A 21,194-nucleotide genomic window follows, 5' to 3' on the forward strand; every position below is an offset into this window, starting at 1 on the left:
TCGGTGAAGCTCGCCGGTCAGGACTTGGGCACGATCACGTCGCGATCCTCGGCGAACGCCTCGGGACGCAGCGTCGACGGACCGGTGGGTGAGAACGAGTCCATCACGTAGGCCGTCTCCCCATGGACCGGGACGTCGATGCCCCGCATCTCCGTCTCGGTGTCGACCCGGATGCCCATGATCTTGTCGAGCGCCTTCGCGATCAGGAAGGTCACCGCGAACGAGTAGGCGAACACCGCGGCCATCGCGACGATCTGGCGTCCGAGGAAGTCGATCCCGCCGCCGAAGAACAGACCGTCGACACCGGCCGGCGCGGCGGCCGTCGCGACGAAGGCGATGAGGGTGGTGCCTACGACGCCGCCCATGAGGTGGATGGCAACGACGTCGAGTGAGTCGTCGTAGCCCATGCGGAACTTCCAGCTCACGGCGAAGCAGCCGACGGCACCGGAGACCACGCCGATCAGCAGGGCACCGAGCGGGGACACGAGGCTCGCTGCGGGCGTTATGCCCACGAGTGCGGCGATCACGCCCGAGATGGCACCGAGCGTCGTCGCGTGCTTCTCCTTGATGCGTTCGACGATCAGCCAGCCGAGCAGGCCGGCCATCGCGGCGACGAGCGTGTTGAGGACGACGACACCGGCCGTGTGGTTGGCGCCGCCCGCCGAACCGCCGTTGAAGCCGAACCAGCCGAACAGCAGGATTCCGCCACCGAGCACGACGAGGGGCAGGTTGTGGGGACGTGCCACGTGCGGGAATCCACGGCGGCGACCGAGTGCGATGGCGAGTGCCAGCGCCGCGACACCCGAGTTCATGTGCACGGCGGTGCCGCCGGCGAAGTCGTGGGCGGCGAGCGTGTTGGCGATCCATCCGCCCTTCGTGCCCGCTTCCTCGTCGTCGAAGGCGAAGACCCAGTGCGCGACCGGGAAGTAGACGAGGACGACCCAGATGCCCGAGAACACCAGCCACGCCGAGAACTTCATCCGGTCCGCGACACCACCGGCGATGATCGCCACCGTGATGCCTGCGAAGAGGAGGTGGAAGGCCGCGGTCAGTGCGGCGGGCATCCCTCCGTCCGGGTCCTCCTCGAGCAGCGAGCCCAGACCGATGTCGGTGAAGGGATCGCCGATGAGGCCGAGGCCCCCGACGCTGTCACCGAGCACGGCGGCCGGACCGAACAGCACCCACAGGACGGCTGTGACGGCGAATCCACCGAACACCATCATGATCATGTTGAGCGCGCTCTTGACTCCGAGCATGCCGCTGTAGAACAGCGCCAGGCCCGGAACCATCAGTACGACTGCTGTGAACGCCGCCAAAACCCAGGCGGTATCGGCGGCCGCGAGTGCCTGTTCCATATAAGTCCACCCTGTTCGATCCCGGGGTCCACGACCCCTACGTCAGTCGGTGACCCACATTCATCACCGTCCCCTGAGAGTGGACCCACTCTGTAATGTCCCTGCGAGGCGCGGGTGAACTTCGTGTAACGCCACCGCCGTTCACCGGACGGGGATGCCGTTGCGTCCGGGCAGGCAGTATGGAGGACGAGACGCCGCATCCCGCGGTGTGCACAACCTGTGCCACCCGGGTATCCCTGCCCTGCCCGGGTTCCGCGGGAACGACGGCTCGAACCGCTGCACGCATCTGGGAGGTAGACGATGGGACGGGTCACGACACGTCGACCGGTACTGCGCATCACTGCGGACAGGGCGACGCGACGTCCCGACACCCTCGCCGTCGAGGAACCGCTCGAGATCAGGGTCGGCGGTGAGTCGCTCACCATCACGATGCGCACCCCCGGTCACGACGTCGATCTCGTCCACGGATTCCTGCTGGCCGAAGGGATGATCGGCAGTCGCGAGGACATCGCCGCCGTTCGCTACTGCGACGGGGTGGACGAGAGCGGCGCCAACACCTACAACGTTCTCGACGTCGCCCTCGCGCCCGGCGTCACCGTCCCCGAAGGGACGGGGCGACGCGCATTCACGACGACCTCCGCGTGCGGGGTGTGCGGGAAGAACTCGCTCGACGAGGTGCGCACGCGCACGCGATATCCACTGAAGGATGCCGGCACCACCTCTATCGGAACGCACACCCTCACCGAACTGCCCGACACGCTGCGTCGGCACCAGCAGGTCTTCGAGTCGACCGGCGGTCTGCACGCGGCCGCACTGTTCACCCCCGACGGGGCGCTGCTGGCCCTGCGCGAGGACGTCGGCCGGCACAACGCCGTCGACAAGGTGATCGGCTGGGCCCTGACCGACAACCGGGTGCCGCTCTCGCACAGCGTGCTCATGGTGAGCGGACGCGCCTCGTTCGAACTCGTGCAGAAGGCGGTCATGGCCGGGATCCCCGTGCTCGCGGCGGTCTCGGCGCCGTCGTCGCTGGCCGTCGATCTCGCCGCGGAGTCCGACCTCACCCTCGTGGGCTTCCTCCGCGGCGACACGATGAACGTCTACACCGTCCCCGAACGCATCAAGACCGACTGATCGGCGGCATCAACCGCACGTGCCGTCCTGCGCCTCGCCCGCGCGTACTCCGTCGACGAACGCCCGCACGTCGTCGACGGACTCCTCGAGTACCGCTCGGTGATCGGCTCCGTCGTATACCCGATAGCTCAGGTCGGCTCCGTTGCCGCACAGCGCCGCGGTCACCTGATCGGTGACCGGACGCAGTACCAGCGCGTCGTCGCTTCCCTGCACGACGAGCGTCGGCACCCTCAGGGTGAGCGGTTCGACCTCCTGACCGGCGTAGTACTCACGGAGCGGTTCGAGGTCCGCATCCGGAGCGAACACCTGATCCACCGGTACCGTGCTCGCCACCTCGCGGATGTCGTCCATGCACCCGGTGCGCGCGGCGTCGAGCAAGGGGCGCGAGGCGTCGGTGAGCATCGCGTCGGCGTCGATGCTCGGGTCCGCCGCCTGCGCTCCGAGCAGCAGCACCGGCAGGAACCCGAGCGCCGGACCGATCGCGGGTCCGGCGGTCGCGTAGTACTCGGCCGTCTCACTCGTGCGACTGCCCGGGGCGAAGGCGACCGCGCCCTGCAGTTCGAGTTCAGGGGCGCGTTCCGTGCCACGAGCCGCCGCATACAGCGCGGCGTGCCCGCCCTGACTGTGTCCCATCGCGATCCATCGGGTGCCGATAGCCGGATCGAGTTGACGAGCGGCACGCACGATGTCGACGACACTGTCGGCTGCGCTGTCTCCGTTCATGTAGGGATGTCCGCCCGGTGTGCCGAGGCCTTCGTAGTCGGTCTGGACCACCGCGTAGCCGTCTGCGACCCACCGGTCGAGCATGGCAGTCGTCCTGCTGATGTAGGAGTGGGCGGGACCACCGGGGGTGTCGGCGGACGGCGCACAGGCGTCACCGACCCCGGTGGTGCCGTGCGCCCAGCTGATCACGGGCCAGCCTCCGGCAGGCGCTTCTCCCTCGGGGATCGCGACCGTGCCCGAAACGAGGGTGGGGCGCCGATCGGCACCATCGGACAGGTAGGTGATCAGATGCGTTCGCGACGCGCTGGGAAGCGCCGCCGTACCGGTGAGGGTGCGTTCGGTGACGAGGGAGCCGGGTCCCCCGGCAGTCTCCTCGGCGTCGTCGCCGAAGTCGGAGCAGGACGTGATGCCGAGCATCGACGCTGCGGCGAGTACTGCCATCACACGCCGGGAAGTACGAGAGAGCATGAATCCTCCGTTGGGATGTCAGTCCACGTTCGGCGCTCACTGCACGCCGTTGACGTGGCTACCGCCGTCGACGAACAGCGTGTTGCCTGTGGGATAGCGGGAGTCGTCGCTCGCGAGAAAGGCTGCGACCGTGCCGATGTCGTCGAGAGGGTCGCCGATGCGGCCCATCGGGTTCGCCGCGGCCTGCGTGGCGGCCATCTGCGGGTCGGCCGCCGCCACCCGTCGGTATGCCGCGCTCTGCACGCCGGGGCAGATCACGTTGCAGCACACCTGTTTCGGCGCCCATTCCCGAGCCGCAGTACGGTCGTGCTGCGCAGTGCCGAATTCGCGCACCGCGGCATCCACCATGGCGTGCACCTGTTCGCGGTCGGTGACGTCGGTCGGGACGAAATCCGCGGCCGATCCCCATCCCGGCGCCGGTGACGATCGCCACCCGCCCGTCCAACTTCCCCGTGCCGTTCCTTTCCGATACGACGGCGTGTGCGGCGCAGGCCGTCAGCGAGGACGGGGAACCGTCCTGTCGATGAACAGCGCTTCCACGGACACGCACACCGTGCCGTCCGCGGTCCTGATCTCGCCGACTGTGTTGATCTTGCGGCCGTCCTGCTCGACCAGACGACCGGTGATCGTCAGCGGCTCGAACAGTGGGGTCGGCCGGTGGTACCGCACGTTGAGCTGTGCGGTGGCGCCGCTGCGCCCGGCCCAGGCGTTCGCCACACCCAGCGTGTGATCGAGCAGGAGGGCGGAGACTCCGCCGTGCACGTGCCCGGGCGGGCCCTGGTACGGGAAGGTCAGTTCGACGACGCCTTCCACCGATCCGTCTTCGCGACCGGCCAACACCAGCGGCGGAGCGAGCGCGTTCTCCGGACCGGTGACCGGATCGTGCCGGGTGACGCCCTCCCCGTGCCACATGTCGATCAGTCGCTCCCGCACTTCGGGAGCGTGTTCCTCGAGGTGCTCGGCGATATTGTCGAGCTCTTCGGCGACCCGCTCGAGATTCGCGTTGCCACGGTCGGTGCGCAGCAACGCGTCCACCACGCGCCGCGCGGCGGCGGTGGCGCGGTCGACGGCGGTGTCCTGCGGTGCCGAGGTCAGAACCGTACCGTCGGGCGCGTGTCCGACGACGGGGTGGGTGTCCGGGTCGACTCTCATCGAATCTCCATCGTGGCGTGGGTGAGCACCGGTTGCCCGTCGCGCTCGGGACATGTGGCGAGCAGGGTGAGGGTGTCGTCGTCTCGCCAGACCTCCGTCTCGATCGTCTCCCCGGGGTACAGCGTGCCGGCGAAGCGGACCGAGAACGACCGGACCCGGGTCGGGTCTCCACCGAGCACACCGTCGACGACGGCCTTGCACACGACACCGTACGAGGCGAGTCCGTGCAGGATCGGCCGATCGAAACCGGCTGTCTTCGCGAATTCGGGATCCGCGTGCAGCGGGTTCATGTCGGCACTGAGCCGGTACACCAGTGCCTGTTGCGTGCTCGTAGGTGACACCAGGGTCTTGTCGGCGTCCCGTTCCGGCACTGCGTTCGACACATGGGGCCCGGCGTCTCCGCCGAAGCCGCCCTCACCGCGCGCCCAGATCTGCATCGCACTGGTCCACAACGGGTTTCCGTCGGCATCCACTGCGGACTGTTCGAGCACGATCACGGCGGCCTTGCCCTTGTCCCACACATCGGAGATGCGAGACGAGACGGTCGCCGAACCCGAGATCGGGATCGGGGCGTGCACGGTGACGGACTGGCCACCGTGCAGGATCCTGCGCAGGTCGATGTCGATTCCCGGCAGGCTCAGTCCGGCCTGTGTCACCGCACCGGCAGAGACACCCTGACCGGCGACCATCGCGAAGGTCGGCAGGACCCGCAGGTCCTTCTCGTACACCCACCGCAGTTCGGCGGGATCGAGCGAGTCGACACCCGCACCCAGACCGAGGTGGTAGAGGATCACATCGCGTTCGGTCCACGAGGCATCGCGGACGGTGGGCGCAGCGGAGAGCGCGACATCGGTATCGATGGGCATGGGGCGTCACTTTCCGGGCTCGGGATCGCGGGGCAGGCCGAGAAGCCTCTCACCGATGATGTTCAGCTGGACGTTGGTCGTCCCACCGGCGATGGACATGCACTGCACGTTGAGGAACATGTGGGTCGCCGAAGTTCGGTCCTGGTCGTCGAGCAACGACGCAGTACCGGCCCAGTCCATCGCGGTCTCCCAGACCTGCTGGAGGTGCTCGACGCCGAGGAGCTTGGCGACGGAGGATTCGGCACCCGGCTGTGCACCGGCCAGGGAGCGGAGAGCGGTGCGCAGACCCATGAGGCCACCGGACGCGGCATCGCCGAGAACCTTGCCGAGGACGGTGAGTTGTTCGTCGTCCGGCCCACCGGGCATACCGTTCGCGAGCGCCATGAGGGTCTCGCAGCCGGCACCGAAAGTCGAATCGTGCGAGAGGGAGACGCGTTCGTTCGCGAGGGTGGTACGGGCGAGCTTCCATCCGTCCCCGGGCTCGCCGACGAGGCACTCGTCGGGCACGAACACGCCGTCGAGGAACACCTCGTTGAACAAGGCTTCGCCGGTGATCTCCCGCAGCGGCCGGATGTCGAGCCCCTCGGTGTTCCTGATGTCGATCAGGAAGTAGGACAGGCCTTTGTGCTTGGGCGCTTCCGCGTCGGTGCGGGCGAGGCAGATGCCCCAGTCCGCGACCCGCGCCATCGACGTCCACACCTTCTGGCCATCGAGCCTCCATCCGCCGTCCACCTTGACGGCCTTGGTGGACAGGCCCGCAAGGTCGGACCCGGCGCCGGGCTCGGAGAAGAGCTGACACCACACGAGATCCCCGCGCAACGACTGCGGGACGAATCGCTCGATCTGCTCGGTACTGCCGTGCGCGATCAGGGTCGGCACCACCCAGTTGCCGATGATCATGTCGTGCGGTTCGAGTTCGGCGGCGCGCAGTTCCTCGGCGACGACGAGTTGCGTGACGGCGTCGGCGGCCTTCCCCCACGGTTCGGGCAGGTGGGGAGCGGTGTAGCCCTTCTCCGCCAGATACGCCTTCCGCGCTGCGTTCTCCAGCGACTTCGCCGGCTCGAGTTCGGCACGGACGTCGGCGCGGATCCGTTCCGCCTCGGGCGGAAGATCGACACTCAGTACGCGGCGGGCACCGTCGAGCGTGAGGTGGGCGACCCGGCGCCGCCACGACGCCGTGGAGCCGAGCAGGATCCGGAGGGACTGCGCGCGGCGCATGTACAGGTGCGCGTCGTGCTCCCAGGTGTAGCCGATACCGCCGAGCACCTGGATGCAGTTCTTGGTGACCTGGAAGGCGGCCTCCGGGGCGATGGACGCGGCGACCGCCACGGCCAGCGACGCCTCGTCGTCCGGCACGTCCTCGCGCCGCGCTCGCGCTGCGTCCCAGGCCACGACCCGAGCCTGTTCGGTGAGGCAGAGCATCCGGGCGACGGTGTGCTTGACACCCTGGAACTGCCCGATGACACGTCCGAACTGCTTACGGACCCGCGCATAACCCGCAGCGGTGGTGGTTGCCCAGTCCGCGAGACCGGCAGCCTCGGCGGCGAACAAGGTCCCGGCGATATCGACGATCCGATGCGAGTCCGATCCCAGTACGTCCTCGTCGGACAATGTCACGGCACTTGCGGTGATCTCGGCGTTGCGGCGGATCACGTCGTAGCTGGGCAGGTTCGTGACCTCGACCCGGTCACGGGTCACGACGACGAAGACCCGCTCACCACCGTCGTCGGCCGCGAGCAGGAACACATCCGCGACCTGGCCGCCGAGGGCGACACCGGAGGTTCCCGAGAGTGTGACGGAATCGCCGTCGCGCTCCACGCGCAGGTCCCCGGGCTGCAGGGCGACCGCACCGAACAGCGAACCGTCCGCGAGCCCGTCGAGTTCGCTGCGACGGCCGGCCTCGTCGAGGACCGCGGACACGATCACGGTCGGAAGGAACGGGCCGGGCACCATGGCCCGTCCGAGTTCCTCTGCGACGATTGCTGTTTCGAGCAGACCGAAACCGGCGCCTCCGACCTCTTCGGGCAGGTGCAATCCCAGCATTCCGAGTTCGGCGAACGAGCTCCAGTACGTCGGGCGGGCTTCCGTCTTCGCTTCGACGGCCGTGCGGATCACGTCGGGTGTGGCGTGTCGTGCCGCCCAGCCGCGTACGGAATCACGGAGCTCGCGGTCCTCGTCGCTCAATCCCAGAGTCATGATCGGGTCCCTTCGGATAGCAGAATGTCCGGCGTCAGATGCGCTCGATGATGGTGGCGGAGGCCATCGCGCCACCCGCACACATCGTGACCAGCGCAGTCGAACGGCCCGAGCGCTCGAGTTCGTGCAGGGCACTGGTGATCAGTCGCGAGCCGGTGGAACCGACGGGGTGGCCGAGCGCGATGGCGCCGCCGTTGACGTTGACCTTGCTCATGTCGGCCCCGTGGACCTGCGCCCAGGACAACACGACCGAAGCGAAGGCTTCGTTGATCTCGACGATGTCGATGTCGGACAAGGACATTCCGGTGCGCTCGAGTACCGCGCGAGTCGCGTCGATGGGGCCGTCGAGGTGGTAGTACGGGTCCGAACCGACGAGCGTCGACGCGAGGATACGGGCACGTGGCCGCAGACCCGACTCGCGCGCCTTGTCCTCACTCATCAGCAGTACGGCGGCCGCGCCGTCGCTGACCTGGGAGGAGTTTCCGGCGGTGTGGATTCCGTTCTCGATGACCGGCCGGAGACCGGCGAGTCCTTCCGCGGTGGTTTCGCGAAGACCTCCGTCACGCGTCACGGTCGCGATCTCACCGGTGGGCTCGCCCTCCTTGGTCACGACCGGCGCCTGCACCGGGACGATCTCGCGGTCGAAGCGCCCCTCGGCCCACGCGGCTGCGGCGCGACGCTGCGACTCGAATCCGAGAGCATCGACATCGTCACGTTTGATGCCGCGCTTGTGGGCGATACGTTCGGCAGAGGTGAACTGGTCGCCCATGTCGATCGACCAGTCGTCCGGATAGGGGTTGCCGGTGCCCGGGGCGTTTGCCTGGCCGAGGAACACGCGACTCATGACCTCGACGCCGCATCCGATTCCGGCGTCGATCTGCCCGGACGCGATCAGGCCCGCCACCATGTGGACCGCCTGCTGCGACGAACTGCACGCGCAGTCGATGGTGGTCGCGGCGGTCGTGTACGGGAGACCTGCGTGGAGCCAGGCCTGCCGGGTCACGTTGTTCGACTGTTCCCCCGCCTGGGTGACGGCGCCTCCGACGAGCTGACCGATCTGGTCGGCGGGGAGGCCGGTGCGGTCGAGAACGGCCTTCTGGGCGGCACCGAGCAACACCGCGGGGTGGACCCCGGCCAGCTGTCCGCGGCGACGACCGATCGGTGTCCGCGCGGCCTCCACGATGACGACCTTGCTCATGCCTACTCCCAGCTCTCGAAGATATTGAAATTTATTCTAGTGACGGTGACCGCAGTTTCCTGCGCAGTCCCAACGAGCGGGACGGACCTTGCGGAATGCGGTCTTCGAGAATTGCCCGTCAACGCGTACCGGCGGGCAGATCGACCAGCAGAAGGTCGCATGCGACGCGCAGATCGGACTCCACCTCGGGGATCGATATCCGCCCGTTGAGCGCGGACTGGACGAGACCGAACCACAGCGCCACGACCAACCGCACGACGGTCGCGTCCCGCACCGTGGGTTCCGCGATACCCGCGGCGGCCAGGAGCAGTCCGTCGAAGTGCTGGTCGATCTTCGCCACGTCGGGAATGGTGGCGGCGTTCGACGACGCGGCGGATCGGATCATCGCGTTCGCCAGCAACGGAGTGCGCACGAGCGCCCGGGTGGCCTGCAGCAACGCGTCGTATACGACGTCGACAGGCGACGAGGACGACTGCGAGCGCCTGGAGAGGTGGATTCCCATCCGATCGATCCGATCCACCATGACCGCGACGAACAGATGGGTCTTGGACGGAAAGTAGCGGTAGAGGGTCCCGATGGCGACGCCGGCGAGTTCGGCGACCTCCTGCATCCGAACGCGTTCGAGTTCCTTCACCGCCCCCAACTGTGCGGCAGCGTCGATGATCCGGCTGTATCGCGCATGCTGTTCCGCCGAACTCGGTTCTGCGGCGTCCCGGGCCTCCGCAAGTCTGGGCATGCTCGGTTCCTCCCCTTCACGACCGGTGGCGCATCGACCACTGCGGCGACGAACGTTCCAGGTGGGCACGTCTCGTATCCCGCCTGATCCCGGCCAGTGGGACCTGTCCAGTGGGTGGACCAACCACCACCCGAGACTAGAATGAATACTAATTCCGGCGCGGTGCACTGACGAACCGCCGCCATCGAAAAGGAGACGTTTCATGGGTGAATCCGTAAGTCTGGCCGGGCGCGCGGCGGTCGTGACCGGCGCCGGGGCCGGCCTGGGCCGCGCCGAAGCCCTCGCCCTCGCCGAGGCAGGCGTCGCAGTCGTCGTCAACGACGTGGGCGACGCAGCGCACGAGGTGGCAGAGGAAATCGTCGCGTCGGGAGGCCAGGCCATCGCCGTCACCGGCGACGTGTCCGACTGGGCTCTCGGCGGTCGCCTCGTCGAGGAATCGGTCAAGGCATTCGGGTCCTTCGACATCCTCGTCAACAACGCGGGCATCATCCGCGACAAGATGATCTTCAACCTCACCGAGTCCGACTGGGACGACGTGATCCGAGTGCACCTCAAGGGCCATGCCGCCACCTCACATGCGGCGGCGGTGTACTGGCGTCAGGCGAGCAAGGCTGCGGGTGGACCGGTCTACGGCCGCGTCGTCAACACCTCGTCGGAGGCCTTCCTCTTCGGTTCCGCCGGACAGCCGAACTATTCCGCTGCGAAGGCAGGCATCACGGCACTGACACTGTCCACGGCGCAGGGGCTGGCGCGCTACGGCGTCACCGCGAATGCGATCTGCCCCCGCGCACGCACCGCGATGACCGCGGAGGCCTTCGGCGAGGCCGGCGCCACGACCGGACTCGATCCCCTGGCGCCGGAGCGCGTGGCCACCCTCGTGCGTTACCTCGCCTCGCCGGCCTCCTCGGAGATCACCGGACAGGTGTTCGTGGTGTACGGAAAAATGGTCGCGCTCATGGCAGCGCCGACCGTCGAGAACCGCTTCGACGCAGCCGGTTCGGCATTCACGGTCGAGGAACTCGACGAGCAGCTCTCGTCGTACTTCATCGGCCGCGGCCCGTACGAGACCTACGCCGCCTACAGCATCGCGGAACTCGAGAAGGTCGCACTGGCCGTCGACTGATCGCTTGACACCGCACCCACGAAGGGAGCAAACATGAGACTTGCAGACAAGGTCGCGATCGTCACCGGTGGTGCCGGAGGGATCGGACGCGGCATCGTCAGAGCATTCATGGGCGAGGGTGCCCGCGTCCTGTTCGTCGACATCGACCGGCCCGCGGGTGAAGCCCTCGAAGCCGAGGTCGGCGAAGCCGGGAAGTTCCTGTACGCGGACATCTCCGACGAGTCGAGCGCCGAGACGATCGTCGCGGCGGCCGTCGAACGGTTCGGAAAGCTCGACGTGCTCGTCAACAATGCGCACGCATCCCGACAGGCGCCACTGCTCGAGACCACACAGGAGATGCTCGACCTGTCGTTCGGCACGGGCTTCTATCCGACCTTCCGATTGATGAAGGCAGCGCACGCCCAGCTCGCCGCGAACAAGGGGTCGGTGATCAACTTCGCGTCGGGAGCCGGGATCGAAGGGAGCGCCACGCAGAGTTCGTACGCCGCTGCGAAGGAAGCGATCCGGGCGATCAGCCGGGTCGCGGCGAACGAATGGGCCGCGGAGGACATCAATGTCAATGTCATCTCGCCTCTGGCACTGACCGAGGGCGTCGAGGCGTACATCGCGGCCAACCCCGGCGTCGAGGAGGCGCTACTGGCGAAGACCCCGATGCACCGCTTCGGTGACCCGCAGGCCGATATCGGCCGTGTCGCGGTCTTTCTGGCCAGTGAGGATGCGTCCTACATGACGGGCCAGACACTCATGGTCGACGGCGGGACCATCACACTGCGCTGATCCACCGACGGACCGGATTCGACCGCCAAAGACGACGAGCGCCTCGGCACTTTCGTGCCGAGGCGCTCGTGCAGTTCCGAAGGGTCTTCGGAATCAGGCGGTCTTGTCGCGCCGTTCCCGATCGGTCTTGCGCGGCACGATCGTCGGAAGGACGTTGTCGTTGACGGTCTCGGCGGTGACCACGACCTTGGCGACGTCGTCGCGGCTGGGGATGTCGTACATCACGGGCAGGAGCACCTCCTCCATGATGGCGCGGAGCCCGCGGGCGCCGGTGCCACGGAGGATCGCCTGGTCGGCGATCGCTTCGAGTCCGTCCTGGGAGAACTCGAGTTCGACGCCGTCCATCTCGAACAGGCGCACGTACTGCTTGACCAGAGCGTTCTTCGGCTCCGACAGGATCTGGACGAGTGATTCCTTGTCGAGATTGGTCACTGACGCGAGGATCGGCAGACGACCGATGAACTCCGGGATCAGGCCGAACTTGATGAGGTCCTCGGGCATGACGTCGGCGAAGTGGTCGGTGGTGTCGATTTCGGCCTTCGACCGAACCTCGGCGCCGAAGCCGATGCCGCGCTTGCCGACGCGGTCGGAGACGATCTTCTCGAGACCCGCGAATGCACCCGCCACGATGAACAGCACGTTCGTGGTGTCGATCTGGATGAACTCCTGGTGCGGATGCTTGCGACCACCCTGCGGCGGGACGGATGCCTGGGTGCCTTCGAGGATCTTCAGCAGCGCCTGCTGCACGCCCTCGCCCGACACGTCGCGAGTGATCGACGGGTTCTCGCTCTTGCGGGCGATCTTGTCGACCTCGTCGATGTAGATGATGCCGGTCTCGGCGCGCTTGACGTCGTAGTCGGCGGCCTGGATGAGCTTGAGGAGGATGTTCTCGACGTCCTCACCGACGTAGCCGGCCTCCGTCAGTGCGGTGGCGTCGGCGATGGCGAAGGGCACGTTGAGCATCTTCGCGAGCGTCTGCGCGAGGTAGGTCTTGCCACAACCGGTGGGGCCGAGAAGCAGGATGTTGGACTTCGCGAGTTCGACCGTCTCACCGCGGGAGTCGCGGCCCTTGTCGCCGGCCTGGATGCGCTTGTAGTGGTTGTAGACCGCCACGGCCAGCGTGCGCTTGGCGTCGTCCTGGCCGATCACGTAGTTGTCGAGGAAGTCGCGGATCTCGGCCGGCTTGGGCAGCTCGTCGAGCTTGACCTCGCTGGTCTCGGCCAGCTCCTCCTCGATGATCTCGTTGCAGAGATCGATGCACTCGTCGCAGATGTAGACACCGGGGCCCGCAATGAGCTTCTTGACCTGCTTCTGGCTCTTTCCGCAGAAGGAGCACTTGAGCAGATCTCCGCCGTCACCGATACGTGCCATCAGTCAGGTCCCTACTTCCTCGTGTGCGTGCAACCGGTCCCGCAACCACCACACGGGGCGGTCCCGGGGAGCGGGCCCTTTGATCGACCGTACCCGGATGTCGGCGCGCAGGTCGACCGGTTCTGCGCGTTTCCGGTCATATTTGTACACCACAACATGTGTCGGCGATCACAGTCCCGGCGTCGGTGGTTCCGGAAGGCACCGTGCCTTCCGGAACCGCCTGCGACGTTCTACTTCTGGGCCGAGAGCTTGCGGTACTCGAGGACCCGGTCGATCAGACCGTATTCGACGGCCTGCTCCGCCGTGAGGATCTTGTCCCGATCGGTGTCCTTGCGGATCTGCTCGGGATCCTTACCGGTGTGCTTCGAGAGCGTGTTCTCCATGAGGGTACGCATGCGCTCGATCTCGGCGGCCTGGATCTCGAGGTCGGAGACCTGTCCCTGGATGCCACCCGTCGCGGGCTGGTGGATGAGCACGCGAGCGTTGGGCAGCGCCAGACGCTTGCCGGGAGTGCCGGCGGCGAGCAGGACGGCCGCGGCGGATGCCGCCTGCCCGAGGCACACCGTGGTGATGTCGGCGCGGACGTACTGCATGGTGTCGTAGATCGCCATGAGCGAGGTGAACGAACCACCCGGCGAGTTGATGTACATGGTGATGTCGCGGTCGGGATCGAGCGACTCGAGCACCAGCAGCTGGGCCATCACGTCGTTGGCGGACGCGTCGTCGACCTGGACGCCGAGGAAGATGATGCGCTCTTCGAACAGCTTGTTGTACGGGTTGGATTCCTTGACGCCGTAGCTCGAGTGCTCGATGAACGACGGGAGGATGTAGCGGCTCGCGGGCGAGGCAGGAGCGGCGCCGCCGAGCTGGCGCGGATCGAACATGTTGGTCATCGCTTCTCCAAGAATTCGGTGGTGTGAGGGCAGATCGGGCCGGGACCTAGTTGGCGGTGCCGCCGGCCTGCTGCGCCCGGGAGACGACGTGGTCGACGAAGCCGTATTCGAGCGCCTGCTGCGCCGTGAACCAGCGGTCGCGGTCGGAGTCCTTGGTGATCTGCTCCACCGACTGGCCCGTGTGCTCCGCGATGAGCTCGGCCATCTCGCGCTTGGTGTGTGCGAACTGCTCCGCCATGATCGCGATGTCGCTCGCCGTACCACCGATGCCTGCGGACGGCTGGTGCATCATGATCCGCGCGTGCGGGAGTGCGTAACGCTTGCCCTTGGTACCGGCGGAGAGCAGGAACTGACCCATCGAGGCGGCGAGACCCATCGCGAAGGTCGCGACATCGCACTCGACGAACTTCATCGTGTCGTAGATCGCCATACCGGCGGTGACCGAACCGCCCGGTGAGTTGATGTACAGGGAGATGTCGCGGGTGGGGTCCTCGGCCGACAGCAGAAGGATCTGCGCGCACAGTTTGTTCGCGATGTCGTCGTCGACCTGGGTGCCCAGGAAGATGATGCGCTCGCGGAGCAGGCGTTCGTACACCGAGTCGCTGAGGTTCAGCCCAGCAGTGGCCGAGGTCATCGCGGGACCGATGGATGTCGCCGGATTCTGAGGAGTCACGGGTACCTGCCTTCTCGTCGATCGTGGGTTGCTGACACTGACACTAACGAAACGGGGCGGCACCGGATGCCCGGTGCCGCCCCTCTTCGCTGAAAGCGGAAATTCGTGACCCCTGGGGTTTCGAATCTCCGCGGGTCGCCCGACTACTCGGAGGCCGAGTCCTCGGTGGTCTCCGCCTCGGCGTTCTCGCCCTCGGCGTCATCGTCCTTCTTGGTGCCGAACAGCTCGGCGGTGTCGACGGTCGCACCCGTGGTGTCGGTCACGTTGGCGCGGTCGACGACGGTGCCGAGCGCCTTGCCGCGGCGGACGTCGGCGAAGACGGCACCGAGCTGGTTGGCCTGGCTGATCTGCTGGATGAACTGCTCCGGCGGGATGCCGTAGCGCTGCGCCTGGAAGAAGATGCGCTCGGTCAGCTCCTGCTGCTCGACCGTGGTGTTCTCCGCCTCGGCGATCGCGTCGAGGAGCAGCTGGGTCTTCACCGAACGCTCGGCGGACTCGCGTGCTTCCTTGTCGAACTCCTCGCGGCTCGAACCCTGGGCCTCGAGCAGCTCGTTCAGCTTGGTCTCGTCGTGATCGAGCTCGTGGATGGCGTCGTGCAGCGCGCTGTCGACCTCGGCCTGGACGGCAGCCTCGGGAACCGGGATGTCGACGGTCTCGAGGAGAACCTCGAGGACCTTGTCGCGGATCTGGCCGGCCTGCTCGACCTGCTTGACGCGCTGGACGCGCTCGCGGAGGTCGGCCTCGAGCTCGCCGATGGTGTCGAACTCGCTCGCGAGCTGCGCGAACTCGTCGTCGGCCTCGGGCAGCTCGCGCTGCTTGACGGTGTTGACCTTGACGGTGACGACGGCTTCCTTACCGGCGTACTCGCCGGCGACCAGCGTGGAGGTGAACTCCTTCGACTCGCCGGCGGACAGGCCGATGATCGCCTCGTCGAGTCCGTCGATGAGCTGGCCGGAGCCGACCTCGTGCGACAGGCCCTCGGTGGCGGCCTCTGGAACCTCGTTGCCGTCGACCGTCGCGGACAGGTCGATGGAGACGAAGTCGCCGTCCTGCACCGGACGCTCGACACCCGTCAGGGTGCCGAAGCGCTGACGCAGCGACAGAAGCTGCTCGGCGATGTCCTCGTCGGTGATCTCGACGGGATCGACGGTGACGGCGATCTCGGAGAAATCGGGGAGGGTGATCTCGGGACGCACGTCGACCTCGGCGGTGAACGCCAGCTCGACGTTGTCCTCGAGCTTGGTGACGTCGATCTCGGGCTGGCTGATGACCTTGACGTCGTTCGCGGTCACGGCTTCGCTGTAGCGGCTCTGGATGGCCTCGTTGATGACCTGGTCCAGGACGGCTCCGCGGCCGACGCGGGCCTCGAGGATCTTGCGAGGTGCCTTACCGGGGCGGAAGCCCGGGATGCGGACCTGGCCGGCGAGGGCCTTGAAAGCGCGGTCGAAATCAGGCTGGAGCTCCTCGAAGGGCACCTCAACATTGATACGGACTCGCGTCGGGCTCAGCTGCTCGACGGTGCTCTTCACGGACATGCTCCTTCTGTCGTGCTCTCTTGTCGGTCGTTCGTGTCACTACTGAGCGCGCTGACGCTGTTCGATCTGGTCGGGATGACAGGATTCGAACCTGCGACCCTCCGCTCCCAAAGCGGATGCGCTACCAAGCTGCGCCACATCCCGGTCGTGAAGGCACCGCATCCGACCGCGGGACCCATCGCAGAATCCTACGGCCCCCCGATTATGAAATCCAAAGCGAGGTCCGGTACAGTCTCATCTCGCAAGCCGCAGCACCGGTCGACACCGGCACTGCAGGCGCAACGGGGATGTAGCTCAATGGTAGAGCCCCAGTCTTCCAAACTGGCTACGCGGGTTCGATTCCCGTCATCCCCTCCACGGAGGAAGCCCGCCGGGTGCACACAGCACCGGCGGGCTTCGTCGTTCCGGACCGTCCCGTCCGGCCCAGCCCATCCGCATTCCGACGACCGCACGAACCACCGTGTCGTGATCCTTCGTCGCGTCCCTCCAGCGGACGCGACCGCGAACGGGTGGGGCGTCGTCGGATGACACCGTAGGGGGTGTGGAGGGACCGACCCCGCCCCACCTCCGGTCGGTCCCTCTCCACCATCGAATGCCGTTCTCCGGTGTGAAATCCGAGTATCGTCGTCTCACCCCCGTAGGTCAGCGGTCGGTCGAGAAGGCGCCGGCGTCAACGACGGCGCCGGCTGTACCGACGGCGCCTCGCTATGCAGGGAAGCAACGATGCCTCGGCGCCACAGACCGACTCCGGACATGCCCCCGACCCCCGCTCCGACCGTCGGCGTCGAGGAGGAGTTCTTCCTCGTCGACCCGACCTCCGAACGGCTGACCGCGAGCAACGACCTCGTCGTGGCCGCAGCCGCCCGGCTCGGACTCGACATGGACTACGAGCTCAAACGCATCCAGGTCGAGGTGAACACACCGGTCTGCCGCAGCTCGGCCGAGTTGCGCGCGCGTATCGTCGAGGGCCGGACCGTCGCAGCCGCGGCCGCGCGGGAGGCGCACGCGGGTCTGCTCGCGTCGGGTGTGTCGCCCACGCTCCAGAAGCTCGCGTCCGTGACGGATGTGCCGCGCTACCGGACGATGGCCGAGCGGTACGGACGTCTCGCCGAGGAGCAGGAGGTCTGCGGCTGCCACGTCCACGTCGGTGTCGCGGACCGCGAAACCGCCGTCCTGGTGTGCAATCACGTCCGGGTGTGGTTGCCCACCCTGCTGGCCGCGACGGCCAACTCGCCCATCCATCGGGGCCGCGACACCGGGTACGCCAGTTGGCGGGCGATCATGGCCTCCCGGTGGCCGTGCGCGGGTCCTCCCCCGCGGTTCACGTCGGCGGAGCACTACGACGCGATCGTCGCCATGATGATCGAGAGCGGCAACATCCTCGATCCGGGCATGATCTATTGGGACGTGCGTCCCTCGGCGCATCTGCCCACCGTCGAGATCCGGGTGAGCGACGTGCCGGCGACGGTCGACGAGACTGTTCTCCTGGCGATGCTCGTCCGCGCGCTCGTCGCCACCGCCGAACGAGAGGTCCGGGCGGGCATCACTGCTCCTCCGGTCGCCGACGAGGTCGTCCACGCCGCGTACCTGTGCGCTGCTCGTGAGGGGCCGACCGGACGTGCCGTCGACGTGTTCACCGGGCGGCCCACCACCGCGCAGCAGTCCTTCCGCGCCTTCCTCCGGTACATCGGCCCCCGACTCGAGGAGGCCGGCGACCGCCGGTGCGCGGTGGCGATGTGGGAGGCGATCCTCGCCCGCGGCACCGGGGCGATGCTGCAGCGACGCGCGTTCGCCCGCCGTCACGCCGTCGCCGACGTCGTCGACGCGCTCCACCGGGCGTTCGTCGCCGGACCGCAGACCCCTCCACTGTCCGGCGGAGCCCATCCCGCCCCGGACGTCCCCGCGCTCTGATCCCGCGACCTGCCGTTTGGAGCGCCTTCCCTCGGGTATTCGCGACCACACGAGCCAGGACGAGGGAGCACGTATGCGCGCGATGGTCTATCGCGGCCCCTATCGGGTCCGCGTCGAAGAGAAGGACATTCCCCGGATCGAGCACCCCAACGACGCCATCGTGCGCGTCGAGTTGGCGGCGATCTGCGGTTCCGACCTGCACCTCTACCACGGGATGATGCCCGACACCCGCGTCGGTACGACCTTCGGTCACGAGTTCGTCGGGGTGGTCCACGAGGTCGGGCCGTCGGTGCAGAACCTGAAACCCGGCGACCGGGTCATGGTCCCGTTCAACGTCTTCTGCGGGTCGTGCTTCTTCTGCGCGCGCGGCCTGTACTCCAACTGCCACAACGTCAACCCCAACGCCACCGCGGTCGGCGGCATCTACGGCTACTCGCACACCTGCGGCGGCTACGACGGCGGCCAGGCCGAGTTCGTGCGGGTGCCGTTCGCCGACGTCGGCCCAACGATCGTGCCCGACTGGATGGACGGCGAGGACGCCCTGATGCTCACCGACGCCCTCGCGACCGGCTACTTCGGTGCACAGCTGGGTGACATCGTCGAGGGCGACACGGTCGTGGTCTTCGGCGCCGGACCGGTGGGCCTGTACGCGGCGAAGTCCGCCTGGTTCATGGGTGCCGGCCGGGTCATCGTGATCGACCACCTCGAGTACCGGCTGGAGAAGGCCCGGACCTTCGCTCACGCCGAGACCTACAACTTCGCGGAGTACGACGACATCATCGTCCACCTGAAGAAGATCACCGGTCATCTCGGAGCGGACGTCGCATCGATGCGGTCGGGGCGGAGGCCGACGGCAACTTCCTGCAGCACGTCACGGCCGCGAAACTGAAGATGCAAGGTGGCTCGCCGGTCGCGCTGAACTGGGCCATCGACGGTGTCCGCAAGGGCGGCACCGTCTCGGTGGTGGGCGCCTACGGCCCGATCTTCAGTGCCGTGAAGTTCGGCGACGCGCTCAACAAGGGGCTGACCTTGCGGATGAACCAGTGCCCCGTCAAACGTCAGTGGCCCCGTCTGTTCGAGCACGTCCGCAACGGCCATCTGAAGCCGAACGACATCGTCACGCACCGTGTCCCGCTCGAACACATCCCCGAGGCCTACCACATGTTCTCGTCGAAGCTCGACAGGTGCATCAAGCCGATCATCGTCGCCGACGGGAGTTGAGGAGGATCCGCCATGGCCTACACCGCAGACAAGCCCGAACCCCCGGAGACCCCCGACCAACTGCGCGCCCGCATCCCCGGATGGGGAGTCGACCTGGATCCTCGCGATCGGCCCTCGGTGCCGAAGGAACGCTTCGCACCTGAGACGACCGGCGCGCACTGGGACTTCCCCGAACGCCAGCCCGGGTACGAGACCCGCGAACGCTCGATCGAGCATGCCTTCGTCACCCCGGTCTTCGGCACCACGGCGCCGCTGAAGGGACTGTCCGGCGTCGTGCGCAGGCACGCCTACCGCCGCTACAGCGAAGGCCGCGCCGCGCACTGGTTGCTCCTGATCGGCGCCGACCGCATCGACGTCGCCGAGAGCCGGGTCCGGGCCCTGATGCAGGGCCGTCCCGACAATCCCGTGACCGAGAGCGGGATCCGGTCGGAGATCACCGCGCACGGCGGGGCGTCGAGGCGGCGGAGTTCGCGTGCCGACGTCAACCACCAGTGGCTCGATCCGTTCGTCTCCGGCGCACCGTGGATCGCCGCAGCGGGTCTGGGCGCAGCGGTGGTGATACGCCGGAAAGGGCGCTCACGGAGGTGAGAACCGGCACGTGGGGAGATCCCGAATCCAGCAACGACGTGTCACCTTTTCGACTCGATAGTGCAAAGCGAGAGTCAAGCAGGGGTGTGCGTCGTTCACGATATGAGACCGTCCCTCTTGTGAAGGACACCTCCGACGACCTCCCTCGGGCCCTCTCTCCCGGCTCCTCCGTCGTCGCCGCGGTCCTTCTCGATGCCACCCCCGACTGGGATCGGGTCGCCGCCGTGCTCGCGCCCGGCAACCACGAGTCGCCCAGTTTCCGGCACCGGGTGGTGGAACTGCCGTTCGGGCTCGATCCGCCGCGCCGCGCCGGGCATCCCGACTCGGATCCGCCGTGGCATCTCGAGCGGGTCGCCCTGCCCGCCCCGGCGACTTTCGAGGAGGTACTCGCCTACGCCCGCACGGCCCCCGACCCCTCGGGTCTCCGGCACCCGCGCTGGGAACTGACCTTGCTCGACGGCCTCGGCGGTGGCCAGTCGGCGCTGGTGATCCGGCTCCGGCATCTCGGCTCGGCACCCTCACCCGGTCAGTCCGAGTCCATGTTGTCGTGGGCGAGATCGGTGTCCGAACAGGGCGTCGAGTCGTTCCGCACCGCGGCGCACATGTTCACCTCGCTGGGCACCGGATTGATCAACGCCCTGCTCGGACGCACCGGCGACCACGAGGAGCCCGCACCCCGCGCGCCGCGACTGCACGTACTCGACGCGGATCTCGCCGCCCTGCGTCACGCCTGCGAACGCGCCGGCTGCCGCGTGTCGAGCGGGTTCTCCACTGCGATGCTCCTCGCGTGCAGCGAGTACCGGCGGCGGCACGGCCGCTCGATCGACGATCTGCGTGTCGTCGTCCCCGGGCCGGACGGCGGGGCGGTGCCTATGGCACCCGAGGACGAGGCGGACATCCACGCGATGGACACGGTCGATCTCATGCGACGCATCGACATCTCGTTCCCGTCCTCCGCCGGAGCACACTCCGACATCGCCGTCGGTCCGCGGGACGTGGTGGTGTCCACGCTCCCCGGTTCCCACGCGCCGCTCTACGTCGGCGGCGCGAAGATCGAGCGGTACTACGGCTTCGGTGCGGCCGACGGCGCGATGATGACCGCGTCGGCGATGTCCTATCGCGACACCTGCTGCATGGGCCTGGCGGTGGACCCCACGGTCGTCCCCAACCGCGATTCGTTCGATTCGTGCCTGCAGGAAGGGCTGCGCGCGGTCCTCGGGGAGTGACTCCCCGCGTCGGTACGCTGGAGGACAGGACCCTCCCCCACCGGAAGGATC

17 protein-coding genes, 2 tRNA genes and 2 pseudogenes are annotated in these 21,194 nt (G+C 67.5%); 8 read left to right on the forward strand and 13 right to left on the reverse strand.

Going from position 1 to position 21,194, the window contains the following annotated elements; genetic code table 11:
* Positions 1-17: 17 nt before the first annotated feature.
* Positions 18-1,355 carry an ammonium transporter gene (locus M3330_RS03115; RefSeq protein ID WP_006551153.1) on the reverse strand — a complete coding sequence of 446 codons (1,338 nt, stop codon included), beginning with the start codon at positions 1,353-1,355 and terminating at the stop codon, positions 18-20.
* A 300-nt stretch (positions 1,356-1,655) separates the two neighbouring features.
* Between M3330_RS03115 and fdhD the strand changes: the two genes are divergently transcribed.
* The gene (gene fdhD, locus M3330_RS03120; protein ID WP_019289053.1) at positions 1,656-2,486 is read left to right on the forward strand and encodes a formate dehydrogenase accessory sulfurtransferase FdhD; all 831 of its coding nucleotides are present in this window, start codon (positions 1,656-1,658) and stop codon (positions 2,484-2,486) included.
* Between the two features lie 9 nt (positions 2,487-2,495).
* On the opposite strand, the gene M3330_RS03125 is transcribed toward fdhD, so the two are convergent.
* The 7 genes and pseudogenes from M3330_RS03125 to M3330_RS03155 all read right to left on the reverse strand — a co-directional run bounded on the left by M3330_RS03125 (position 2,496) and on the right by M3330_RS03155 (position 9,825).
* Entirely contained in the window at positions 2,496-3,677 is a 1,182-nt protein-coding gene (locus M3330_RS03125) for a S9 family peptidase (protein WP_039586891.1), read from the reverse strand.
* A gap of 36 nt (positions 3,678-3,713) precedes the next feature.
* A pseudogene (locus M3330_RS03130) lies at positions 3,714-4,086 on the reverse strand (SDR family oxidoreductase).
* An 86-nt stretch (positions 4,087-4,172) separates the two neighbouring features.
* Positions 4,173-4,829 carry a PaaI family thioesterase gene (locus tag M3330_RS03135; RefSeq protein ID WP_016691875.1) on the reverse strand — a complete coding sequence of 219 codons (657 nt, stop codon included), beginning with the start codon at positions 4,827-4,829 and terminating at the stop codon, positions 4,173-4,175.
* The gene (locus M3330_RS03140; protein WP_039586890.1) at positions 4,826-5,695 is read right to left on the reverse strand and encodes a MaoC/PaaZ C-terminal domain-containing protein; all 870 of its coding nucleotides are present in this window, start codon (positions 5,693-5,695) and stop codon (positions 4,826-4,828) included. Before M3330_RS03140 ends, M3330_RS03135 begins: the two co-directional genes overlap by 4 nt.
* Positions 5,696-5,701: 6 nt before the next feature.
* Positions 5,702-7,891 carry an acyl-CoA dehydrogenase gene (locus M3330_RS03145; RefSeq protein WP_200359919.1) on the reverse strand — a complete coding sequence of 730 codons (2,190 nt, stop codon included), beginning with the start codon at positions 7,889-7,891 and terminating at the stop codon, positions 5,702-5,704.
* Between the two features lie 34 nt (positions 7,892-7,925).
* On the reverse strand, positions 7,926-9,089 hold the full coding sequence (locus tag M3330_RS03150) for a steroid 3-ketoacyl-CoA thiolase (protein ID WP_033096458.1): 1,164 nt from the start codon (positions 9,087-9,089) through the stop codon (positions 7,926-7,928).
* Positions 9,090-9,207: 118 nt separating this feature from the next.
* On the reverse strand, positions 9,208-9,825 hold the full coding sequence (locus M3330_RS03155) for a TetR family transcriptional regulator (protein ID WP_255026958.1): 618 nt from the start codon (positions 9,823-9,825) through the stop codon (positions 9,208-9,210).
* A gap of 202 nt (positions 9,826-10,027) precedes the next feature.
* On the opposite strand from M3330_RS03155, the gene M3330_RS03160 reads away from it, so the two are divergent.
* Complete coding sequence (locus M3330_RS03160) at positions 10,028-10,948, forward strand: 3-oxoacyl-ACP reductase (RefSeq protein ID WP_033096456.1); 921 nt, start codon at positions 10,028-10,030, stop codon at positions 10,946-10,948.
* Positions 10,949-10,981: 33 nt separating this feature from the next.
* Complete coding sequence (locus tag M3330_RS03165) at positions 10,982-11,725, forward strand: SDR family NAD(P)-dependent oxidoreductase (protein ID WP_006551143.1); 744 nt, start codon at positions 10,982-10,984, stop codon at positions 11,723-11,725.
* 93 nt (positions 11,726-11,818) lie between these two features.
* Here M3330_RS03165 and clpX read toward each other — a convergent pair whose 3' ends face one another.
* The 5 genes from clpX to M3330_RS03190 all read right to left on the reverse strand — a co-directional run bounded on the left by clpX (position 11,819) and on the right by M3330_RS03190 (position 16,341).
* Positions 11,819-13,096 carry an ATP-dependent Clp protease ATP-binding subunit ClpX gene (clpX, locus tag M3330_RS03170; RefSeq protein ID WP_006551142.1) on the reverse strand — a complete coding sequence of 426 codons (1,278 nt, stop codon included), beginning with the start codon at positions 13,094-13,096 and terminating at the stop codon, positions 11,819-11,821.
* A 230-nt stretch (positions 13,097-13,326) separates the two neighbouring features.
* The gene (locus M3330_RS03175; RefSeq protein ID WP_016691867.1) at positions 13,327-13,989 is read right to left on the reverse strand and encodes an ATP-dependent Clp protease proteolytic subunit; all 663 of its coding nucleotides are present in this window, start codon (positions 13,987-13,989) and stop codon (positions 13,327-13,329) included.
* 46 nt (positions 13,990-14,035) lie between these two features.
* A complete protein-coding gene (locus tag M3330_RS03180) occupies positions 14,036-14,623 on the reverse strand; it encodes an ATP-dependent Clp protease proteolytic subunit (protein ID WP_006551141.1) in 588 nt (195 codons plus the stop codon).
* A 182-nt stretch (positions 14,624-14,805) separates the two neighbouring features.
* The gene (tig, locus tag M3330_RS03185; protein ID WP_346772272.1) at positions 14,806-16,191 is read right to left on the reverse strand and encodes a trigger factor; all 1,386 of its coding nucleotides are present in this window, start codon (positions 16,189-16,191) and stop codon (positions 14,806-14,808) included.
* 73 nt (positions 16,192-16,264) lie between these two features.
* Positions 16,265-16,341, reverse strand: a tRNA-Pro gene (locus tag M3330_RS03190).
* A 139-nt stretch (positions 16,342-16,480) separates the two neighbouring features.
* Between M3330_RS03190 and M3330_RS03195 the strand changes: the two genes are divergently transcribed.
* The 5 genes and pseudogenes from M3330_RS03195 (at position 16,481) to M3330_RS03215 (ending at position 21,143) form a co-directional block, all read left to right on the forward strand.
* A tRNA-Gly gene (locus tag M3330_RS03195) sits at positions 16,481-16,554 on the forward strand.
* A gap of 396 nt (positions 16,555-16,950) precedes the next feature.
* The gene (locus M3330_RS03200; RefSeq protein WP_230809561.1) at positions 16,951-18,108 is read left to right on the forward strand and encodes a glutamate--cysteine ligase; all 1,158 of its coding nucleotides are present in this window, start codon (positions 16,951-16,953) and stop codon (positions 18,106-18,108) included.
* A gap of 73 nt (positions 18,109-18,181) precedes the next feature.
* A pseudogene (locus M3330_RS03205) lies at positions 18,182-19,329 on the forward strand (zinc-dependent alcohol dehydrogenase).
* A gap of 12 nt (positions 19,330-19,341) precedes the next feature.
* Complete coding sequence (locus M3330_RS03210; RefSeq protein WP_006551137.1) at positions 19,342-19,917, forward strand: hypothetical protein; 576 nt, start codon at positions 19,342-19,344, stop codon at positions 19,915-19,917.
* 119 nt (positions 19,918-20,036) lie between these two features.
* Positions 20,037-21,143 carry a wax ester/triacylglycerol synthase domain-containing protein gene (locus M3330_RS03215; protein WP_255026960.1) on the forward strand — a complete coding sequence of 369 codons (1,107 nt, stop codon included), beginning with the start codon at positions 20,037-20,039 and terminating at the stop codon, positions 21,141-21,143.
* The last annotated feature ends 51 nt before the right edge of the window (positions 21,144-21,194 follow it).

It is taken from the genome of Rhodococcus sp. GA1 (assembly GCF_024321955.1).
Lineage (GTDB): Bacteria > Actinomycetota > Actinomycetes > Mycobacteriales > Mycobacteriaceae > Rhodococcus > Rhodococcus pyridinivorans.